The 18,336-nt window shown below is 53.9% G+C and carries 17 protein-coding genes; 13 read left to right on the top strand and 4 right to left on the bottom strand.

Features of this window, described 5'->3' with window-relative positions; translation table 11 throughout:
• Window positions 1-14: 14 nt before the first annotated feature.
• The 9 genes from H7U12_RS20235 (at window position 15) to H7U12_RS20195 (ending at window position 11,033) form a co-directional block, all read left to right on the top strand.
• A complete protein-coding gene (locus H7U12_RS20235; RefSeq protein WP_186641504.1) occupies window positions 15-335 on the top strand; it encodes a rhodanese-like domain-containing protein in 321 nt (106 codons plus the stop codon).
• Window positions 336-473: 138 nt separating this feature from the next.
• Entirely contained in the window at window positions 474-1,943 is a 1,470-nt protein-coding gene (gene guaB / locus H7U12_RS20230; protein ID WP_186641502.1) for an IMP dehydrogenase, read from the top strand.
• A gap of 619 nt (window positions 1,944-2,562) precedes the next feature.
• The gene (locus tag H7U12_RS20225; RefSeq protein ID WP_186641500.1) at window positions 2,563-4,641 is read left to right on the top strand and encodes a PP2C family protein-serine/threonine phosphatase; all 2,079 of its coding nucleotides are present in this window, start codon (window positions 2,563-2,565) and stop codon (window positions 4,639-4,641) included.
• 20 nt (window positions 4,642-4,661) lie between these two features.
• A complete protein-coding gene (locus H7U12_RS20220; RefSeq protein WP_062544051.1) occupies window positions 4,662-5,000 on the top strand; it encodes an STAS domain-containing protein in 339 nt (112 codons plus the stop codon).
• Window positions 4,993-5,403, top strand: coding sequence for an ATP-binding protein (locus H7U12_RS20215; protein WP_186641498.1), 411 nt, complete (start codon window positions 4,993-4,995; stop codon window positions 5,401-5,403). The genes H7U12_RS20220 and H7U12_RS20215 overlap by 8 nt, the downstream gene beginning before the upstream one ends.
• 211 nt (window positions 5,404-5,614) lie before the next feature.
• Complete coding sequence (locus H7U12_RS20210; protein WP_186641496.1) at window positions 5,615-7,900, top strand: peptidylprolyl isomerase; 2,286 nt, start codon at window positions 5,615-5,617, stop codon at window positions 7,898-7,900.
• Between the two features lie 110 nt (window positions 7,901-8,010).
• Window positions 8,011-9,363: a peptidylprolyl isomerase gene (locus H7U12_RS20205; RefSeq protein ID WP_186641494.1), complete on the top strand. Its 1,353-nt coding sequence runs from the start codon at window positions 8,011-8,013 to the stop codon at window positions 9,361-9,363.
• 10 nt (window positions 9,364-9,373) lie between these two features.
• On the top strand, window positions 9,374-10,339 hold the full coding sequence (locus H7U12_RS20200) for an AAA family ATPase (protein WP_186641492.1): 966 nt from the start codon (window positions 9,374-9,376) through the stop codon (window positions 10,337-10,339).
• Between the two features lie 265 nt (window positions 10,340-10,604).
• The gene (locus H7U12_RS20195) at window positions 10,605-11,033 is read left to right on the top strand and encodes a hypothetical protein (RefSeq protein ID WP_186641490.1); all 429 of its coding nucleotides are present in this window, start codon (window positions 10,605-10,607) and stop codon (window positions 11,031-11,033) included.
• A 109-nt stretch (window positions 11,034-11,142) separates the two neighbouring features.
• Here the strand turns inward: H7U12_RS20195 and H7U12_RS20190 are convergent, their stop codons facing one another.
• The 3 genes from H7U12_RS20190 to H7U12_RS20180 all read right to left on the bottom strand — a co-directional run bounded on the left by H7U12_RS20190 (window position 11,143) and on the right by H7U12_RS20180 (window position 13,371).
• Entirely contained in the window at window positions 11,143-11,520 is a 378-nt protein-coding gene (locus H7U12_RS20190) for a hypothetical protein (RefSeq protein ID WP_186641488.1), read from the bottom strand.
• 14 nt (window positions 11,521-11,534) lie between these two features.
• Window positions 11,535-12,419 carry a DUF2391 family protein gene (locus tag H7U12_RS20185; RefSeq protein ID WP_186641486.1) on the bottom strand — a complete coding sequence of 295 codons (885 nt, stop codon included), beginning with the start codon at window positions 12,417-12,419 and terminating at the stop codon, window positions 11,535-11,537.
• A gap of 85 nt (window positions 12,420-12,504) precedes the next feature.
• Window positions 12,505-13,371, bottom strand: coding sequence for an SDR family NAD(P)-dependent oxidoreductase (locus H7U12_RS20180; protein ID WP_186641484.1), 867 nt, complete (start codon window positions 13,369-13,371; stop codon window positions 12,505-12,507).
• Between the two features lie 124 nt (window positions 13,372-13,495).
• On the opposite strand from H7U12_RS20180, the gene H7U12_RS20175 reads away from it, so the two are divergent.
• Window positions 13,496-14,098: a GNAT family N-acetyltransferase gene (locus H7U12_RS20175; protein WP_186641482.1), complete on the top strand. Its 603-nt coding sequence runs from the start codon at window positions 13,496-13,498 to the stop codon at window positions 14,096-14,098.
• A gap of 34 nt (window positions 14,099-14,132) precedes the next feature.
• Here the strand turns inward: H7U12_RS20175 and H7U12_RS20170 are convergent, their stop codons facing one another.
• Window positions 14,133-15,305: a hypothetical protein gene (locus tag H7U12_RS20170; protein ID WP_241749561.1), complete on the bottom strand. Its 1,173-nt coding sequence runs from the start codon at window positions 15,303-15,305 to the stop codon at window positions 14,133-14,135.
• 561 nt (window positions 15,306-15,866) lie between these two features.
• Between H7U12_RS20170 and recA the strand changes: the two genes are divergently transcribed.
• From recA to H7U12_RS20155, 3 genes are all read left to right on the top strand, one after another.
• The gene (gene recA, locus H7U12_RS20165) at window positions 15,867-16,904 is read left to right on the top strand and encodes a recombinase RecA (RefSeq protein ID WP_186641480.1); all 1,038 of its coding nucleotides are present in this window, start codon (window positions 15,867-15,869) and stop codon (window positions 16,902-16,904) included.
• Between the two features lie 153 nt (window positions 16,905-17,057).
• On the top strand, window positions 17,058-17,867 hold the full coding sequence (locus H7U12_RS20160) for a DUF3108 domain-containing protein (RefSeq protein WP_186641478.1): 810 nt from the start codon (window positions 17,058-17,060) through the stop codon (window positions 17,865-17,867).
• 50 nt (window positions 17,868-17,917) lie between these two features.
• Entirely contained in the window at window positions 17,918-18,310 is a 393-nt protein-coding gene (locus tag H7U12_RS20155) for a hypothetical protein (protein WP_186641476.1), read from the top strand.
• The last annotated feature ends 26 nt before the right edge of the window (window positions 18,311-18,336 follow it).

Below are 18,336 nucleotides of genomic sequence, written 5' to 3'. Positions count from 1 at the left end.
TTTACCTTTGCGCCATGCTACCCGAGATCACGCCCCAACAACTGAAAGAACGCCTGGACCAACAGGAGCCCCTGCAACTCATTGACGTGCGCGAGCCGCAGGAATGGGACATCTGCCACCTGGGCGGCCAACTCATTCCTTTGGGAGATCTCCCCAAAGCCGCCGCTACCCTGGACAAAGACAAGGTGACGGTGCTCATCTGCCACCACGGTTTCCGGAGCGCCCAGGCTTTGATGTTCCTGCAGCAGCGCCACGGCTTTACCCAGCTCCTGAACCTGAAAGGCGGCGTGCACGCCTGGGCGCAGGAAGTGGACCCCAATTTTCCGGTATACTAAACCATACCGCTTTTCGCCTGTTTTCTGGTAAACAGCCCCTAAACGGGAGCCGCCGCCAAAGAAAGTTTTTCTTTGGACCGTAGGATATTCAACTTTTCCCTTAATTTTACGTGGCAAATACCATATACGCTATTTGCCATGCAGTCTCACGCTCCCAATCTGTTGTTCGAAGCCCTGACTTACGACGACGTTCTTCTATTACCCGCTTATTCTGAGGTACTTCCCAAAGACACCAATACTTCTACCCAACTCACGCGTAACATCCGGGTGAACATTCCGCTGGTATCCGCCGCCATGGACACCGTGACCGAGGCTGACATGGCCATCGCCATGGCCCAGGAAGGCGGCATCGGAATTATTCACAAAAACATGAGCATCAAGCAGCAAGCTGAGCTGGTGCGCAAGGTGAAACGTTCTGAGAGCGGCATGATTCTGGACCCCGTTACGCTGGACGAGCACGCCACCCTAGGCGATGCCATCCAACTCATGAAAGAGCACCGCATCGGCGGCATTCCCATCGTTTCCGCCGACAAGAAACTGGTGGGCATCATCACCAACCGTGACCTTCGGTTCGAGAAGAACTTCTCCGTGAAGGTTTCCGAGATCATGACCAAAGACCGTCTGGTGACCGCCCCCAAAGGCATTGAGCTGGACAAAGCCGAGGACATCCTGCAGGAATACAAAATCGAGAAGCTGCCGGTGATTGACGAAAACGGCATTCTGGTGGGCTTGATCACCTACAAAGACATCTTGAAAAGAAAACACCGCCCGTATGCCTGCAAAGACGAGTTCGGTCGTTTGCGCGTGGGTGCCGCCGTTGGCGTGACGCCAGATGTGCTGGACCGCGTAGGCGCGCTTGTGGAAGCCGGCGTAGACGTGATCAGCATTGACACCGCCCACGGTCACTCCAAAGGCGTGATGGAAGCGGTGCGCAGAATCAAAGACGCTTTCCCCAACGTGGACCTTATTGCCGGAAACGTGGCGACCGCCGAAGGTGCCCGCGCCCTGGCCGACTCCGGCGCCGATGCTGTGAAAGTAGGCGTTGGACCGGGTTCTATCTGTACCACCCGCATCATCGCCGGTATTGGCGTTCCGCAACTCTCTGCCGTGATTGAGGCCGTAAAAGGCCTGGAAGGCACCGGCGTACCGGTCATCGCCGACGGCGGCATCAAGTTCTCCGGCGACGTGGTGAAAGCCATTGGCGGCGGGGCCAGCACCGTGATGATCGGGTCTTTGTTAGCCGGTACCGAAGAAGCTCCCGGCGACATGCAGATCTTTGAAGGCCGTAAGTTCAAGACCTACCGTGGCATGGGTTCCATTGAGGCCATGGGCGAAGGCTCCAAAGACCGTTATTTCCAGGATGCCGAGGATGACGTGAAGAAACTGGTTCCCGAAGGCATTGTGGGTCGCGTGCCGTACAAAGGCCTGGCCGGCGAGGTGCTGTACCAACTGGTAGGCGGCCTGAAAGCCGGGATGGGCTACTGCGGCGCTCCGGACATTGAAGCCCTGAAGAAAGCCAAAATGGTGAAAATCACGGGTGCCGGTCTGCGCGAAAGCCATCCGCATGACGTGCAGATCACCCGTGAGGCTCCTAACTACAGCCGCTAGTTATCTGGCTGGGATTTCCCCTGCTCTACTTCATTTACTTTTTGTTTTGCTCTGTCTACTTCTTGTGGGCAGAGCAAAATTTGTTTAGGGGCGGCCTTATAGAAGACAAACACCTGATCAGCCGCTCTTCCACAACCACCCGAATTTGATCTGTTTTCCCTTAAACTGCCAAGAAACGGAAAGGCTTGAAACTACCCAGCTGCGAGCAATCAGCATGGCGCGGCTTTATCATAGCATAAGGTTCTTGTTCTACTTTCTAGCCCAGGTTCTCCTGGCTCTGTTGCGTATATTTTTTCCGCACAATTGGGCTACACAATTAACTCAATCACAATTGCTTACTGAGTCACTTCAAGCGAAGGCATAGAAAGAGTTCACTTGTAAGGTCACAGGGATGAATCATTGTCAAAAATTTAGCGTTCCCTATATAGGCTCTTGCTATTCTGCCACACCGAAACCTTTTCTTGAAAGGTAATAAGTTGTTTGTCAGACACATTCAGCGGCAACAGAAATCTGACCGAAAAGCTGTTGAGAGATCATAATTATTTTTTAGTTACTTTTAAAAAAATCTCGTATTCACCCTCATCCAATACATAACCGGCAGCAGCAGGCACTCTTTCCAATGCCCCAAGACAAAACCATCAAACAGGTGAGCTTTTTAACCGGAAGCGTGAGCTGGGTATTGCTATTGGTGAATGTATTGTTTTTGGCCCGCCAAGGGCATATGGGAGAAGCCAACGCCGCTTCCCCGTACCTGAACAACCTCCTGTCCGTCATCTTCATCCTGTCCGTTTTCCTGTACCAGCGGCAGTACGTTCAAATACAGCGCAGCGAGGAGTTTACGTCGCCGCTTTGGGGACTTTTTGTCAAAGGCGGCCTGGGCGCGTACCTCTGTCTGCTCCTGCACCTTGGGTACCCTGGCCTGAACGAGCACTGGGTCAACAGCCCCTACCTGCTGGACATCTTCTACCAGGTTCTGTTCGGGTTGCTGGTGTATTTTCTGGGCAAGGCATTCTATACCTGGCGGCAGTTCATCCTGTACCACAAAACCAAAGAAGTGCAGAGCCAATGGAAATGGTTCGAGATCTTGGTCTACCTCTCTCTTCTGGTGCCGCTGCTGGATGTGACGTACATGAACCATGTCTTCCTCATCCTGGATTTGGCGCTTTTGCTGGGGTACAGCCTGTACATGAGCGTGCACCAACGCTGGATCGCTTTCCTGAGCCTGGATAAAAAATGGGCCTGTATTTTCCTGCTCACCGCCATTCTGGCTTCGGTGGTCTTGTTTGCCAACTTCCTGTTCCTCTTCGCCGATTCTTCTGAGCTGGTCGTGGACTACACAGACAATCCGTTTATCCTCATCGCGCTGGCGTTTGTCTTTCTGTACGCGCTGGCTTCTTTGCTGGTATCGCTTTTCAGTTTGCCCACCTCCCGGGTTTTTGAGCAGCGAAACGCCGATTTGCTGAGCTTTCAGCGCCTGAGCCACACCATCCAGCAGGGCCAAAGCGAGGACGAGGTGTACAAGATTTTGTTTGAAAGCGCCATCAAAGCCACCGGGGCCGACGCGGCCTGGCTGGAGATTGGCGAACTAACTCATCTGGACACCTCCCACACGTCCGGTGACCCAATTGATTCTGAGGTGCAGATGTTTGTGAGGGCCTTGGTGAAAAGGATTCATGAAGAAGACAAAACCACGCTGGACAGCGTGTACGTGAATGGCGACCTGAACCTCATTCCTGGGTTCCAGGACCTCAACAGTCCGTACAACTCGTTGCTGCTGGTGCCCCTGGTTTCCCCCAAACGCCGCTACGGCTATTTGTACCTGCTGCTGGAGTTAGAACAGGGATTTGACCCCGATACCATCAGTGTGGTCCAGTCGTTTGCGAACCAAACGGTGCTCACCATTGAAAACCTGCGCCTCATGCAGGAGTCTTTGCAGAACGAGCGCTACAAAGAGGAACTTAAGATCGCGAGTCTGGTGCAGGACCGCCTGAACCCCAAAACATTCCCAACCGATACCTGGTTTGACATCAGTACGTACTCGCAGGCGGCCAAGGAAGTGGGCGGTGACTTCTATGATTACCTGCAGCTGAGCAAATCGCGTATCGCCATCATCATCGGGGACGTGTCGGGTAAGGGGATTTCGGCGGCGTTTCACATGGCCCAGATGAAGGGAATTTTCCACGGGCTCATGCAGCAGGATTTACTGCCCGATGAGTTCATGGTGCAGGCCAACAGTGCCCTGAGCCGCTGTCTGGAGCGCACTTCTTTCATTACCTCCTCGCTGTATATCATTGATTACGAGATGCAGGGGGTTTCCTTTGCCCGGGCGGGGCATTGCCACACGCTTTATTACAACTCTATGATTGAAGATACGTTCTATTTTCAGACAGAAGGGTTAGGCTTGGGCATTGTGCGGGACGCCTCGTACGCTAAGCGCATCCACCGGCTGCACTATGACTACAACCCCAACGATGTCATGGTCATTTACACCGACGGGATTGTGGAAGCCCGCAACACCCGCCAGGATGAGTACGGCGAGGAACGCCTGAAGTACATGCTTTCCCAAACCTACCATCTGGAGGCCGAGGACATCAAAAGCGCTATCATCAACGATGTCAACGACTTCAGCAGTGACATTCTGCATGATGACCAGACGTTGCTGGTGATCAAGTTCAAACAGCGTCAACCTATTATTTAGAGGATTCGTAAAGAAGCACGATGAAAATAAAACATACGATCACCGACAATACCATCACCATCAGTTTAGATGGTGAACTAGACGCCAGCTCCTCTGTACTGCTGGATGAAGAGCTCTCCAACCCCAGCATCATGATGTTTGGCAAGATCCTGGTAGACTGCAAAAACCTCAACTACATTTCGTCAGCGGGTTTAGGCGTGTTCATCTCGCACTTGCAGCGTTTTGAAGATGCTCAGATCAAGCTCATCTTCTTCAACATGCAGGAGAAAGTGCGCAATGTGTTTGAGATTTTGGGCCTGGATCTGCTCATGACCATTGTCTCTTCCTATGAAGAAGCCGTGACCATAGCCAATGACTAACAAGATCCGGGTCAGTTGTGACAGGAAAAACCTTAAAACTATCCGCGCCTTTGTGACGGATACCCTTTCGCCTGTCCATTTGTCTGAGATCACGTTAAACCAGATCATCCTGGCCGTAGACGAAATCTGCGCCAACCTGATCATCCACTCCAACCGCGAAGACAGCCAGAAGCACCTCTGCCTCACCATCAAGTACGATGGCAAGGAGATTGTCTTTGAGCTGGAAGACAACGGCATTCCCTTTGTGCAGGCCAACTACCTTGAGCCTAACATCCCAGACAACATCCGGACGGGCAAGAAAGGGGGCGTGGGCGTGGCCCTGGTGAACCGGATCATGGACAAAGTGGAGTACAGCGTGCAAGGGGCCACCAATATCTGCCGCCTGCGCAAAGTGGTTGCGTAAGGTTGCCGTGCTATTTTTTGCCCGCGGCACAATAAAAACCGTTTTTTGCTTGTTTTGAGCAAAAGATGCCAAAAACGGAGCAGGTCTTCTCCCTCCTGCTTCCCTGGCACTATGTTTTTCAATAGTAGCCTGTTCTCTCCAAAAAAATGAGTAAAATTGCATCATGTTAGGGAAGCCTATATCCCAGACATCCTGCATTTTGCTGACATCTATGCGAGTTACTTCTTTGTATGTGGGCCTGGGTGCCCTGCTCCTTTTCCAGTGTACCTCCCCTAAAAAGGCCGCGGAACCTGTCTTGTTATCCATTGGCCCAGAGAAAGTTCCGGTTTCTGAGTTTGCGTACGTGTATGAGAAAAACAACACCAACGCAGACAGCGCCTTCTCCAGCGCCAGTGTCAACGAGTACCTGAACCTGTACACCAACTTCAAGCTGAAAGTAGCCGAGGCCAAAAGCCGCGGCCTGGACACCACCCAAGCCTTCAAAACAGAGCTGGGCGGTTACAAAGAGCAGTTGGCCCAACCTTTCCTGACGGAGAAAAGCGTCACCGACCAGTTGGTGCGCGAAGCCTACGAGCGCCTGAAGAAGGAAGTGAACGCCACGCACCTGCTGGTTTCCGTTGACATGGAAGCCGATCCCAAAGACACGCTGGCCGCCTACCAAAAAGCCTTAGATTTGAGAAACCAGGCCGTAAACGGAACTCCGTTTGAGTCGCTGGCGCAACGCTTCTCAGAAGACCCGTCGGCGCGGGAGAACGGGGGCAACCTGGGGTACTTCACGGCTTTGCAGATGGTGTACCCGTTTGAGAACGCCGCCTTCAACACGCCGGTAGGCCAGATTTCGCAACCGGTCAGAACCCGTTTCGGGTATCATCTCATCAAAGTAAACGAGGTACGTCCGGCTCAGGGCGAGATCAAAGTGGCGCACATCATGGTGCGGGCCCAGCAAGGTCTGCCCAAAGCAGATTCACTGGCCGCCAAAAAGAAAATAGACGAGATCTACAGCCGCGTACAGCGCAAGGAAGACTGGAACAAACTGGCCTCGCAGTTCTCAGAAGATGCCGCCTCGGCAGACAACGGCGGGGAACTGCCTTGGTTTGGCACGGGCCGTATGATTCCGTCCTTTGAGGAAGCGGCCTTCACCTTAGCCCAGCCGGGTGCCATCTCGGCTCCCGTGCAGACCGCCTATGGCTGGCACATCATCAAACTTCTGGAGCGCAAGGAACTGCCCACGTATGAGGAGATGGAAACCTCGCTCCGGAACCGCATCGCCAAAGACTCCCGCTCTGAGTTGAATAAAGCGGCGTTCCTGCGCCGGATCAAAACCGAGAACAAGTTCCAGGAAAACCAACCCATCAAAGAAGCCATGCTGCGGCTGGCAGACTCTACCCTTTTAGCGGGTAAATGGAAATTCAACGTTCCGGCCGAGCCGAAGAACCTCCCCACCGCCACGCTGTTCACCATCAATGGCAAAGCGTTCACGGCAGGTAATTTCGCCACGTACATTGATAGCAACCAACGCACCCGCCAGAACGTGTCGCCAACGCATGCCATGAACCTGCTCTATGACCGGTTTGTGGAAACCAGCCTGCTGGACTACGAGAAGGAGCACCTGGAGGAAAAACACCCTGACTACCGGATGCTGGTAAACGAGTACCATGACGGCATTCTGTTGTTCCAACTCATGGAGGAGAAAGTCTGGGCCAAGGCCGTGGAAGACACCGTGGGCCTGAAAGCTTTCTTTGAAGCCAACAAAGACAAATACATGTGGGGAGAGCGGACCCAGGCCACCATCCTGAGCGCCGCCAACGCCAACGTGCTGGCGCAAGCCCAGGCGCAGATGGCCACCGGCAAGTTTTTATCCGTTAGAAACAAACCGCTAGACCTGTTATTCACCACGGGTACTGCCACGCTGTCTAAATCGGCCACAAGCCAATTAGATCAACTAGCCACCACCCTGCTCTCTGATTCTGCTCTGAGCCTGGAAATAACCGGGTTCATGGATACCCGTGAAAGCGCCAGCCAGAAGAATGCGAACCTGCCTACCCGCCGGGCAACGGCCATCAAAAACTACCTGCAGCAGAAAGGCGTGAAAGCCGAGGACCTGAAGGTGGTACCGGCTCCGGCGCAACTGGTGGGCACCCGCCGGGCATCGGTGAAGGTGTATTCCTCTGATCTGCAGACCCTCGCTGACAACCTGAACCAAAGCAACCCCCTGTCCCTGCAGGTGACCTCGCGGAAGTTCCAGCGCGGGGAAAACAAAGTCTTGGATGGCGTCACCTGGAAACCGGGCACGTACAACATCACCCAGGACGGTCGGTCCATCTGGATAAAGATTGACCAAGTAGATCCGCCCGTGGCTAAAAGATTGAATGAAACCCGCGGCGTGGTGATCTCAGACTACCAGAATTACCTGGAGCAGGAATGGATCAAAGAACTCCGCCAGAAATACCCGGTAAGCGTGAACCAACCCGAGGTGCAGAAGCTTATTAAGAAGTAAGCCCCGGAAGTTTCTTTTAATGAAGCCGTTTGCCTAGCTTTGTTAGATTACCACTATACTATTTTGCAAGAGAAGCGGTTCTATAGCTAGAGACCGCTATACAGAATACCATGAAAATTAACCTTTCTTTATCTTCTTTCTTTAAAAGCTTTCTCCTCCTTTGTGTGTTGGGCACCCTGACGCAACGCGCAGAGGCTCAGCAAGCCACCCTCATTGACAACATTGTGGCAAAAGTAGGCGGGCATATCATCTTACGCTCTGAGCTGGAGTTCCAGCACGCCAATGCTGTAGGCCAGGGCTATAAATCCCCTAACCTGCGGTGCGAGATTCTCCGGTCACTGGTGCAGAACAAACTTCTTTTAGCCCGCGCCGAGGTAGACTCTGTCATTGTGGAGGAAAGCACCATCAACAGTGAACTGGAAGGCCGCCTGAACCAATTCATAGCCCAGATTGGCAGCCCCGAGAAACTGGAAGCGTATTACAACAAACCCATGAGCGAGATCAGAAGTGATCTCCGCCGTAGCCTGAAAGAGCAGATGACCGTTCAGAAGATGGAGCGGGAGATTGCCGGTAAAATGAAGGTGACGCCCAAAGAGGTGCAGCAGTATTTCAACCGTATCCCCAAAGACAGCTTGCCTTATTTCTCCACCGAGGTAGAAGTAGGCCAGATTGTGAAGGTTGCGCAGATTGGAACCGCCCAGAAACAGGCCGCCCGTGAGCAGCTGGAAAGCATCCGGAAGCGGATTCTGGCCGGCGAAGACTTTGCCACCTTGGCCCGTCAATACTCACAAGACCCAGGATCAGGCGCCGCGGGCGGAGAGCTGGGTTTCTTCAAGAAACGCGAGCTGGTACCAGAGTACGAAGCCGCCGCCCTGAAACTGCAGCCCGGCGAGACTTCTCCGGTGATTGAGTCCATGTTCGGGTTCCACATCATCCAGTTGCTGGAGCGCCGCGGCGAGGAATTCAATACCCGTCACATCCTTATCAAACCGGCTACCGCGCAGGCAGACATGCAGCTCACCGCCCATTTGCTGGACAGCATCCGGACGCTGGTTCAAACAGACAGCATGTCGTTTGCCAAGGCAGCCAAAGAGTTTTCAGATGACATGAACTCCAAAGGCAACGGCGGAATGATCACCCTCCCCAACAGCCCTAGCACGTATATTCCGGTAGACAAGGTAGACCCGTCTATCTTCTTCGTGATTGACACCATGCAGGTAGGTTCCATCAGCGGGCCGCTTCCGTACCGGACCGAGGACGGCAAAGAAGCCATGCGTGTTCTTTACCTGAAATCAAAGGCCGCTCCGCACCAGGCCAACATGAAAGACGATTATCAGAAGATTGCCGCCGCGGCATTGGCTGATAAACGCAACAAAGCCATCAGTGAGTGGTTTGAAAAAAACAAAGAAACGGTGTTTGTGGACATCGTGCCCGATTTCAAAACCTGTAGTTTAGACGACTAATCCCCCTTCTATGCCTCCCTTTGCCTCTGACAGAGAAGCCGCAGATGCGCTTCACCATGCCTTCAAGCGTCTGACTACTGAGATCTCCCAAACCATCATTGGCCAGGAGGAAGTGGTGAAACTGGTGCTGACCGCCGTTTTCTGTCAGGGGCATTGTCTTTTGGTGGGCGTGCCGGGGCTGGCCAAAACGCTCCTCATCCAGACCATCTCCAACTCGCTGGACCTGTCGTTCAACCGCGTGCAGTTCACCCCAGATTTGATGCCTTCTGACATTTTGGGCTCCGAAACGCTGGACCAGAACCGCCAGTTCCAGTTTGTGAAAGGCCCGGTCTTCGCCAACATTGTGTTAGCGGATGAGATCAACCGCACGCCACCCAAGACGCAGGCCGCGCTGCTGGAAGCCATGCAGGAATACTCTGTGACGGTGGCGGGCCATCATTACAACCTGCCGCGTCCCTTCTTCGTGCTAGCCACCCAGAACCCCATTGAGCAGGAAGGAACTTACCCACTACCCGAGGCGCAGCTGGACCGTTTCATGTTTCACGTAGCCCTGGAATACCCCAGCTACGAGGCCGAGCTCCAGATCGTCAAGAACACCACCGGTGACCGCAAGCACACGCCCAGCGTGGTGTTACACGGCGATGAGATCACCGCCTTCCAGCAACTGGTGCGCCGCGTCCCCGTCACCGACAACGTAGTGGAATACGCCGTGAAGCTGGTGCACAAGACCCGTCCCAACACCCCACTGGCTGGTCCGCAGACCACGCAATACCTGGAGTGGGGAGCTGGTCCCCGCGCATCGCAGCACTTGATTATGGGGGCCAAATGCAACGCCCTCATCCGCGGAAAATATTCCCCCGACATTGAGGATGTGCAGGCCGTAGCCGTTCCTATTCTGCGCCACCGGCTGGTGCGCAACTTCAAAGCCGAGGCCGAGGGCATTACCGTAGAACAAATCATCAAAGGGCTCCTCTAAGCTGTTTTGCGCCTGTTTTCGCGAAAAAGGCCTCAAAACAGACAACAGTTCCTTTCCTGAGAAAACCACTTCAGGAGTAATAACAGGATGAGACATTCCGGAGAAAAGGCAAGTAAATCTTCTCCGTTGCGAAAGGCGTTTTGAGCCCGTTTTTCAAAATACAGCCTTAAAACGGAAACGCGCCGGCCGCAGAGGCAACGGCTGGTGGTGAAAAAGAGTAACGCATTGTGTACTTTTGCCCCGCATTCTTTTAAACATAACCCGCATGGAAGCAGCAGCTCTTTACGAACGCTTTGAAAACAACCTGGAAACCATCTTCTCTTACATCAAGAGAGGTCTGGACGTACGTACCACGCCGTATAACATCTCCATGCCCTTGGAGCTGAACCTGCTGTGCGATGTACTGACCCAAGCCGGCTTCCCGTGCCGGGTCACCAAAGACGGTTTCGATGCGCTGGTGGAGTTTCACGCCCTGTACATGCAGGAAGGCAAACGCGTATCTGACGTCATGCACCGCATTCTGGAAGACAAGCGGGCGTACCTGCGCACCCCAGAAGGCACCGTACTGCTGAAAGAGCAACTGATCCGGCGCCTGGAGTATTTCAACGAGATTGCCCACTCCATGGAAGTGATTGCCCGTCTGCAGCAACTAGGCAGCCCGCTGCAATACAACTACCCTTTCTTGAACCAGTAACCTACACCGCTTTCGTCTGGGAGCTGCTCTCTTTGGAGCACTTTTCTTAAAAGCACTCATAAAGCACATCGGGGCTAAGCAGTTGATTCCTGCTTAGCCCCGATGTGCTTTAGGGCTTATTATACCCCAGCACGTGCACCGACATCTTCTGATTGGCTTGTTTGGGCTTTTTGAACGTGATCCAGGCTTCCTGCACACTTTCCTTGGGGGCGATGGGAAACCGGACCTCGGCTTGGTCTATCTCCTGGCCCTGGTGCAGGAGCGTGATTTCCAGCAAAACGTTCTCGGCGGTCTGCTCGCCCAGGTTCACCAGTTCCACCCGGTGGATGTTCTGCTGCGGGCGGCCTTTCTCTGGGAAGATCTTGACATGAAGATCCGGCGGCGTGTGTTGGTAGTGAAAGGCCTTCACCCCTAGGTAGCCCAGCAGCGCGACAATCAGCAAGACACTCAGGCCGAACACAAACCACTCCAGCGGATTTTTCTTCATAGGAACCTTCCTTTCTATTTGTACTCCTGATCAAACAAAAACCGCCCCGCTGATGCGCCCAAGGCAGAAACCAGCCCCAGCACCACCGTGGCCTCCACACAGGCCTGCAAACCCACCCCGTCAAACCTCCCGAAGAACCACAGTGCCCCCGCCGAGGTACAGAATGCCGTGGCATAGGTGATGCTCAAACCCCAGATGACCTCCAAAAAGGTGGGCGCTTCATTGGCCGGCGTCTCGTAAGATCCTCTGAAGCCCACATAGAACAGAATAGCGCCACTGAGCGACAGCGAGACCAGAAACACCAATAACAGCTGCAGCGGGTTGGCATCAGAGGAAATCTTCATCACCTCCTCGGTGGGCGCCACGCTGGCCCCAAACAGCAAACTGGCGCAGGTAGCCAGCATGATCTGCTCTAAGGTGGAGGCGGGTCCGGCATCTTGCTTGGCCAGAATGCTTTCCTGCGGTTTCTTCTCCTCCGATTCGTCTTCCTCTTTCTCAGAAGTGCCTAGCTGGGCGGTACCAATGGAAACCCCAATGGCAATGGGCATGGCTTCGATCACGGTCATGTACACCATCCGCTCCAGCGACATGTCATGGATCTGCACCACTCCCAGCAGCCACAGGAAAAGGAATCCTAGCACCAAGCCCAACCCCAACTCCTCCACGGAGTCTACGGCAATCTCTTTCCAGGAAGCGCTGGAGCGCAGGCCGGCGTACGTGTTGTAGCCCAGCAGCGAGACCGAGGTTACCAAAATGTACAGCAGCAGCAGCCACGGCGACACGGTAAAGCTGGTCCACCAGACTTCCATGGTGTAGAGAATGGGCAGGCTGAAGAGCAAGCCCCCAATGACGCCCCGCCCATATTCCTGCAATGATTGGAGAATGGTCTTTTCCTGCATGTTTTCCGAAAATCAGGCGTAAAACAAAGCGGTCGTCACTCGGGCCTTGCTGTTCAGCGGCAGCTTTTCCCTGTGAGCGGCAAGGCTATTGGTGCTCTTCCTTGATCTGGGTGTGCCCGTCCTGACTGTGCTCGGTGGTCAGTTCACCTTTGGGTTCCTGGGCCAGTTTGGAGGGCACTTCATCGCCTACGGGTCCTTTGGCCACCGTAATGCCGCCATCCACGAAATACAGGGCGCCGGTCACGTACGAGGCCTCATCAGACGCGATGAACGCATACACGTTGGCTACTTCCTCGGGGGTACCGCGGCGGCCCAGGGGCGTGGCCTGCACCATGGTCTTTTCCATCTTGCTGTCCATGGGGCCGGTTTCTTTGTGCGTCCAGGCGGTGTCAATGGGGCCCGGGCACACGCAGTTGCACCGCACGCCAAACTGAGCCTGCTCTACCGCCAGTCCGCGCATGAAGGCGTGGTTGAAGCCTTTGGTGCCTCCGTAGGGTGTGTTCTGCGCAATGCCAATAAGGCCGGCCTCTGAGCCCGCAGACACAATATTGCCTCTGGTTTTGTGGAGCTCCGGCAGTGCGGCGCGGCTCATCATGAAGGTAGACGCCACATTATGGCGCAGCATGTACTCAAAGGCCTCGGTGGGGTAGTCCTGCAGCAAAGAAGTGGTGGGGAACACGCCGGCGTTGTTGATGAGGATGTCCAGTTTGCCGTACTGCTTCACGGCCAGCTCCACGCAGCTTTTGGCGTTCGCCTCCAGCGAAATGTCGCCGGTGAACTCAATAGCGGTGCCACCCTCCTCCTGGATGGCTTTGGCGACATCGGCCACGGGATCTTCGGGGAACCCGCACACCACTACTTTGGCGCCTTCTTTGGCAAACTTTTTGGCGATGGCCTCTCCTATACCGGTTCCGCCGCCGGTGACAATAGCAACTTTATCTTGTAATCTCATGAAATGGGGGTTAACAGGTAAAACAATCTTCTGTTAACGGCCACTCCTGAGAATTTGTTGATTTTTGGCATCTGCTTAGAAGCCGTCTCGTACACCCAAAAAGATCAAGCGTATGCGTCCGTCTATGCCCTCACCCCTCACTTCTCCTGCCGCCCGATTAGAGATCTCCACCCCCCGGTTGTGGCTGCTGCCCTACACGCCGGAAATGGCGCCGGAGTTCTGGCAGCTGCTGGATCAGAACCGGGCACGCCTGCTCCCCGATTTCCCGGACCGGACCTCAGCGGTCATCACCCTGCCCGATGCCCAGAACCGGATCAGGGTGTTCATGGCCCAGCACAAGATTGGGGACCTGTACAGTTTTGGGATCTGGCGAAAGGAACCCAACGAATACGTGGGCGACATCACCCTCCGGCGGCTGGCCCGCGGAAAACCGTATTCAGAAGTGGGCTATTACTTAGGCGACAAAGCCGAAGGCCACGGTTATGCCACCGAGGCCCTCAAGGCCATTGCCCGCTACGCGTTTCAGGACCTCCGGATGGAGAGCATCAACCTGCGCTGCGCCGAAAGCAACGAACGCAGCCGCCGGGTGGCGGAGCGCAGCGGCTTCACTCACCTCAAGACCTACCTGCCGCAACAGCAGGACGCCAACACGCCGCCGTTTCCCATCCGGGTGTACCAGTTGAAGAAAGGCGATGCCAACGCCACGCTCCTGTGGGAGGTGATTTAAGCCTGGTTTCCGGAAAACGGCCTCAAAGCGGCCGCTACCGTTTCTTGAGCCGGGCCAGGAAGAAATCAGAATTGAAGTTCAGGTACAGGCTGTTGGAGAACTCCAGTTTGGGGTCGTCTAAATCCACGTACGGTTCCAGGCGCAGGGTCAGGGTCAGTCCCTCCATGAGGGTGAGGTCATGCATGAAGCGCACAATCAGGACCTGCCGGTTTTTATCGGAGTAATCAGGGGTTTTGAAGTTGGAGGAAACCGACGGGAAAAGTTTGCCGCCCAGTTCTGAGTAGTAGCCGTTACCCCGCCAGTAACTCAGCATCACGTTCTGGTACTTGGTGTCAATGCCGGCATTCAGGTACAGACCGCCGCCCTGCTGAAACGCCTGCTCCTTGGTATTGGAGAAGTCTTTCCAGCCCACCACGTACGGCTGAAAATGCAGCGCCCTTAAGACTTTTTTCTTGTGGTAGGTCTTCCGGATCACCAGCCCCGCCGCGCCGTTGGCTAGCGTCACCAGGGGCAGCTCGGTGTTGTCAATCTGGCCGCCGCGGTGCTGGGCGGTGAACTGCAGCGGCAAGCCGATGTAGGTTTCCGTTTCGGGGGTGTTTTCCGGAAAGTCCAGTGAAACCGGCGTGCGGTACAGCGTGAACTCAGAGGAGGCGCCACCGGCTATCTCTTCCTGGAAAGGGTCCAGGCGCCGGATGTAGCGCTGCCAGTCAATCCAGACATCCAGCTTCACGCCAGGTTTGTCCAGCAGGAACTGCATGCCGTTCTCCAGCCGGTTGGTGATCAGGCGCTCAAAGTCATAGAGCGGCTCAATGTAACCATGGTTCAGGTTGCCCTGCAGCGTCCCGAAAATAAATGCCTTGCCGTTCTCTTCGTAGCGGATGGTGAACGTGGGCTGCACCAGCGAGTAACTGCGCGTCCCGAAGTCTTTCTGCACCTGCACGCCCGCGTCAATGCGCACGGTGGGCGAGGCGAAGTAAATGAGCCGCGGGTTCAGGTGATAGCCAAACAGGGTGTAGCCTTCGGCGATGTCATTGAAGTACTCGTTGTTCTTCTGGTACCCCAGCGCGTTGATGCCCAGTTGCAGTTCGCCGGTTTGGTCGGGCTTCACCGGTTGCCTCACTTCCAGGGCTTTGTTGTTTAACTGGGCAAAGGCGCTCTGGACCCCAAGAACTGCACCTACGGCTATCAGAAGCCACTTCTTAGACATAGAAAATCGTTAACGTCCCGTTCTGCAACAGGAACCCACTGAAAAACAAAGAAAGAATACCGGTGCTGGGAGCCGCCGCTCCCCTCCTCCCGAAAGGTAGGTAAAAACAGGCTGAAAACTAAACGGCGCGGTGCCGGCTGGGGTTGTTCCCATGGGGCAGACTTTTCCGTTTTAAGGCAGTTTTCCGGAAAGGAGGCCTTAAACGGAGAAGATGCCCCAGCCCTTCTGCCGCCGGCATTTCAGGTAAAATAACCGCTCTGCTCTGTAACTAAAACGCGGCCACAGTTGTTGAGAAGAAGCCACGGGAACTACCCGTAACGGGCGTTGCGCTTTAACTATTTGCCCTTTAGACAGTTCGCTTTATTGCTAGTATAAATAGCATTTCAGCTGAAAATTTAACTAAAAAAAGTAGTAAATGTTGGCACAAATCCGGTACTTTGGGTGTTTCCTTTATAGACCTCCGGAATAAGCCTGGAAAGCAGTACGAACGCCGCGGCCGCGTTTGCAGATTGGCGCAGGAAGTTGTAAATTCATCAAAAATAAAGCAAAGAAAACACAGACATGAGTGTACAAAGCGAAAAATTGAAAGCGCTCCAACTCACCATCGACAAGCTGGACAAGACCTACGGAAAAGGGACGGTCATGAAGCTGAACGATACGCAGGTGGAGGACATCCCAGCCATTTCTACCGGCTCCCTGGGCTTAGACATCGCCCTGGGTATTGGAGGTCTTCCGCGCGGACGTGTGGTGGAGATCTACGGACCAGAGTCTTCCGGTAAGACCACCCTGACCATGCACTGCATTGCAGAGGCGCAGAAAAAAGGTGGCCTGGCTGCGTTCATTGACGCCGAGCACGCTTTCGACAAATCATACGCTGAGAAACTAGGCATTGACACGGAGAACCTCCTGATCTCGCAGCCAGACAATGGTGAGCAGGCCCTGGAGATCGCTGACCATCTGATCCGTTCCGGTGCTATTGATATTATCGTGATTGACTCCGTGGCCGCGCTGGTACCTAAGGGTGAACTGGAAGGCGACATGGGCGAGAGCAAAATGGGTCTTCAGGCTCGTTTGATGTCTCAGGCCCTGCGTAAGCTGACCGGTACCATCAACAAAACCGGCTGCTGCTGTATCTTCATCAACCAGTTGCGTGAGAAGATTGGCGTGATGTTCGGGAACCCAGAGACGACCACCGGTGGTAACGCCCTGAAGTTCTACGCATCGGTACGTCTGGATATCCGCCGGATTGGCCAGATCAAAGAAGGTCCGGACAGCATCACCGGTAACCGCACCAAAGTGAAAGTGGTGAAAAACAAAGTGGCGCCTCCGTTCAAAGTGGTGGAGTTTGACATCATGTACGGTGAGGGTATCTCCAAAGTAGGCGAGATCCTTGACCTGGGCGTGGAGCTGAGCGTGGTGCAGAAATCAGGTTCGTGGTTCTCTTACAACGGTGACCGCTTAGGCCAGGGCCGCGATGCCGTGAAGCAGTTCCTGTTAGACAATGAAGAGCTGATGCAGGAAATTGAAGCCAAAATCAGAGCCATTGTGAAAGGCGAGCCCGAGAAAGTGGCTGCTGCCTTAGAAGATACAGAGCAATAATTTTTTTATTTTTTCTACAAAACGGCACCTTTTCAGGTGCCGTTTCTGTTTAAGTTGAGTTCCACCTGAAAACCTATAACTTTGTGTACGCCCTGAACTAACAGGATTTGGTACGACATTTGAATAGCTTAGGCATACAGGATAGATTGGCTTATGCGTGTAAAACATCAACTACTACTTCTGGTACCTCTGTTAGGATTAGTTCTGAGCGGCTTTGCGATCAATGACACCCTGCGCACCGTGAAAAACGATTCTTTTGCCCCGGGCGAGGTACTGCAATATAAAGTGCACTACGGCCTTATCAATGCCGGCGAGGCCACTATTCATGTAGCCCCCAATCTGCAACGGATCAACAACCGCCCCTGCTACCAGACCACGGTGAGCGGCAAGACGGTGGGGTCCTTTGATTTTTTCCACCGCGTGCGTGACACCTGGACCTCTTTTATAGACACCTCCTCCATGCTGCCCCTGCGTTTCCACCGCAACATAGAGGAAGGCAAATACCGCCGCAAAGAGACCACTGACTTTGACCACTACAAAAACCAGGTGGTAGTGAACGACAGCCGCGACGAGAAGAAGAACCAGGTCTTCAAAGTGCCAGACAACGCCCAGGACATGGTGAGTGGGTTCTACTACCTGCGCACCCTTGACCTGAACAGCTTCAAACCGGGCCAAACCGTACGCATGCAGGGTTTTCTAGGCGATGAGGTGTTTGACATGACCGTGACCTACCGGGGCAAGACCACGGTAGAAACCAAAGCCGGTAAAATCAGAGCGCACCGCCTGGTCCCTAGAATGCCTAAAAACAAGCTTTTCAGCGGCGAAGATGCCATCTCGGTGTATTTCTCTGATGACGAGAATAAGATTCCGGTGATGTTCCAGGCCGAGATGTTCGTGGGTTCCGTGAAAGTAGACCTTTACAAATACAACGGCCTGCAAGCCAAGCTTAACGTGGTGAAATAACAGGGCACTCTGTTGTTGTCCATTCGCTCACTCTTCCAAACCACAGCACCATGCCTGCAAAAAACAGAAACGCGTTCCTAGTCATTGGCTTTCTTATCTTTTTAGCCATCGGGGCTAATGCCCAGAGCAAGGCCACGGCGTACCTCACAGAAGAAGGGAACCTCAGTTTCAAGATCAGCAAACCAACATTCCAGATCATACTTTCCCCTAAAGGCAAAATCACCAACTATGTGATCAATGCTGACGGCGACATAGACTTTGACCTGGAGGGCCGGTTAAAGAAAATGGGTACAATTGATATTTCTTATGATTTCAATGGCCGGATCAACAGGATCGGCACCGAACAGATATCGTATGACTTTGACAATCGCGTTACCCAGATAGGCACTACCAAGATTTCGTATAGTTTCATCACCGGCAAGGTGAGCAATATCAGTGGCTGAAACTGCCTCCCTCCACATAAGAAGCA

The sequence above is a fragment of the Rufibacter sediminis genome (genome assembly GCF_014269285.1).
Classification (GTDB): Bacteria; Bacteroidota; Bacteroidia; order Cytophagales; family Hymenobacteraceae; genus Nibribacter; species Nibribacter sediminis.
The sequence above is the reverse complement of the archived record's forward strand: the minus strand, read 5'-3'. Positions and strand labels throughout refer to the sequence as shown.

Coding starts and splice junctions, on each gene's coding strand:
- H7U12_RS20160 (WP_186641478.1), top strand. CDS start 17,058: ATGCGTGTAAAACATCAACTACTACTTCTGGTACCTCTGTTAGGATTA.
- H7U12_RS20190 (WP_186641488.1), bottom strand. CDS start 11,520: ATGAAGAAAAATCCGCTGGAGTGGTTTGTGTTCGGCCTGAGTGTCTTG.
- H7U12_RS20175 (WP_186641482.1), top strand. CDS start 13,496: ATGCCCTCACCCCTCACTTCTCCTGCCGCCCGATTAGAGATCTCCACC.
- guaB (WP_186641502.1), top strand. CDS start 474: ATGCAGTCTCACGCTCCCAATCTGTTGTTCGAAGCCCTGACTTACGAC.
- H7U12_RS20155 (WP_186641476.1), top strand. CDS start 17,918: ATGCCTGCAAAAAACAGAAACGCGTTCCTAGTCATTGGCTTTCTTATC.
- H7U12_RS20225 (WP_186641500.1), top strand. CDS start 2,563: ATGCCCCAAGACAAAACCATCAAACAGGTGAGCTTTTTAACCGGAAGC.
- H7U12_RS20185 (WP_186641486.1), bottom strand. CDS start 12,419: ATGCAGGAAAAGACCATTCTCCAATCATTGCAGGAATATGGGCGGGGC.
- H7U12_RS20220 (WP_062544051.1), top strand. CDS start 4,662: ATGAAAATAAAACATACGATCACCGACAATACCATCACCATCAGTTTA.
- H7U12_RS20195 (WP_186641490.1), top strand. CDS start 10,605: ATGGAAGCAGCAGCTCTTTACGAACGCTTTGAAAACAACCTGGAAACC.
- H7U12_RS20170 (WP_241749561.1), bottom strand. CDS start 15,305: ATGTCTAAGAAGTGGCTTCTGATAGCCGTAGGTGCAGTTCTTGGGGTC.
- H7U12_RS20235 (WP_186641504.1), top strand. CDS start 15: ATGCTACCCGAGATCACGCCCCAACAACTGAAAGAACGCCTGGACCAA.
- H7U12_RS20205 (WP_186641494.1), top strand. CDS start 8,011: ATGAAAATTAACCTTTCTTTATCTTCTTTCTTTAAAAGCTTTCTCCTC.
- H7U12_RS20210 (WP_186641496.1), top strand. CDS start 5,615: ATGCGAGTTACTTCTTTGTATGTGGGCCTGGGTGCCCTGCTCCTTTTC.
- H7U12_RS20180 (WP_186641484.1), bottom strand. CDS start 13,371: ATGAGATTACAAGATAAAGTTGCTATTGTCACCGGCGGCGGAACCGGT.
- H7U12_RS20200 (WP_186641492.1), top strand. CDS start 9,374: ATGCCTCCCTTTGCCTCTGACAGAGAAGCCGCAGATGCGCTTCACCAT.
- H7U12_RS20215 (WP_186641498.1), top strand. CDS start 4,993: ATGACTAACAAGATCCGGGTCAGTTGTGACAGGAAAAACCTTAAAACT.
- recA (WP_186641480.1), top strand. CDS start 15,867: ATGAGTGTACAAAGCGAAAAATTGAAAGCGCTCCAACTCACCATCGAC.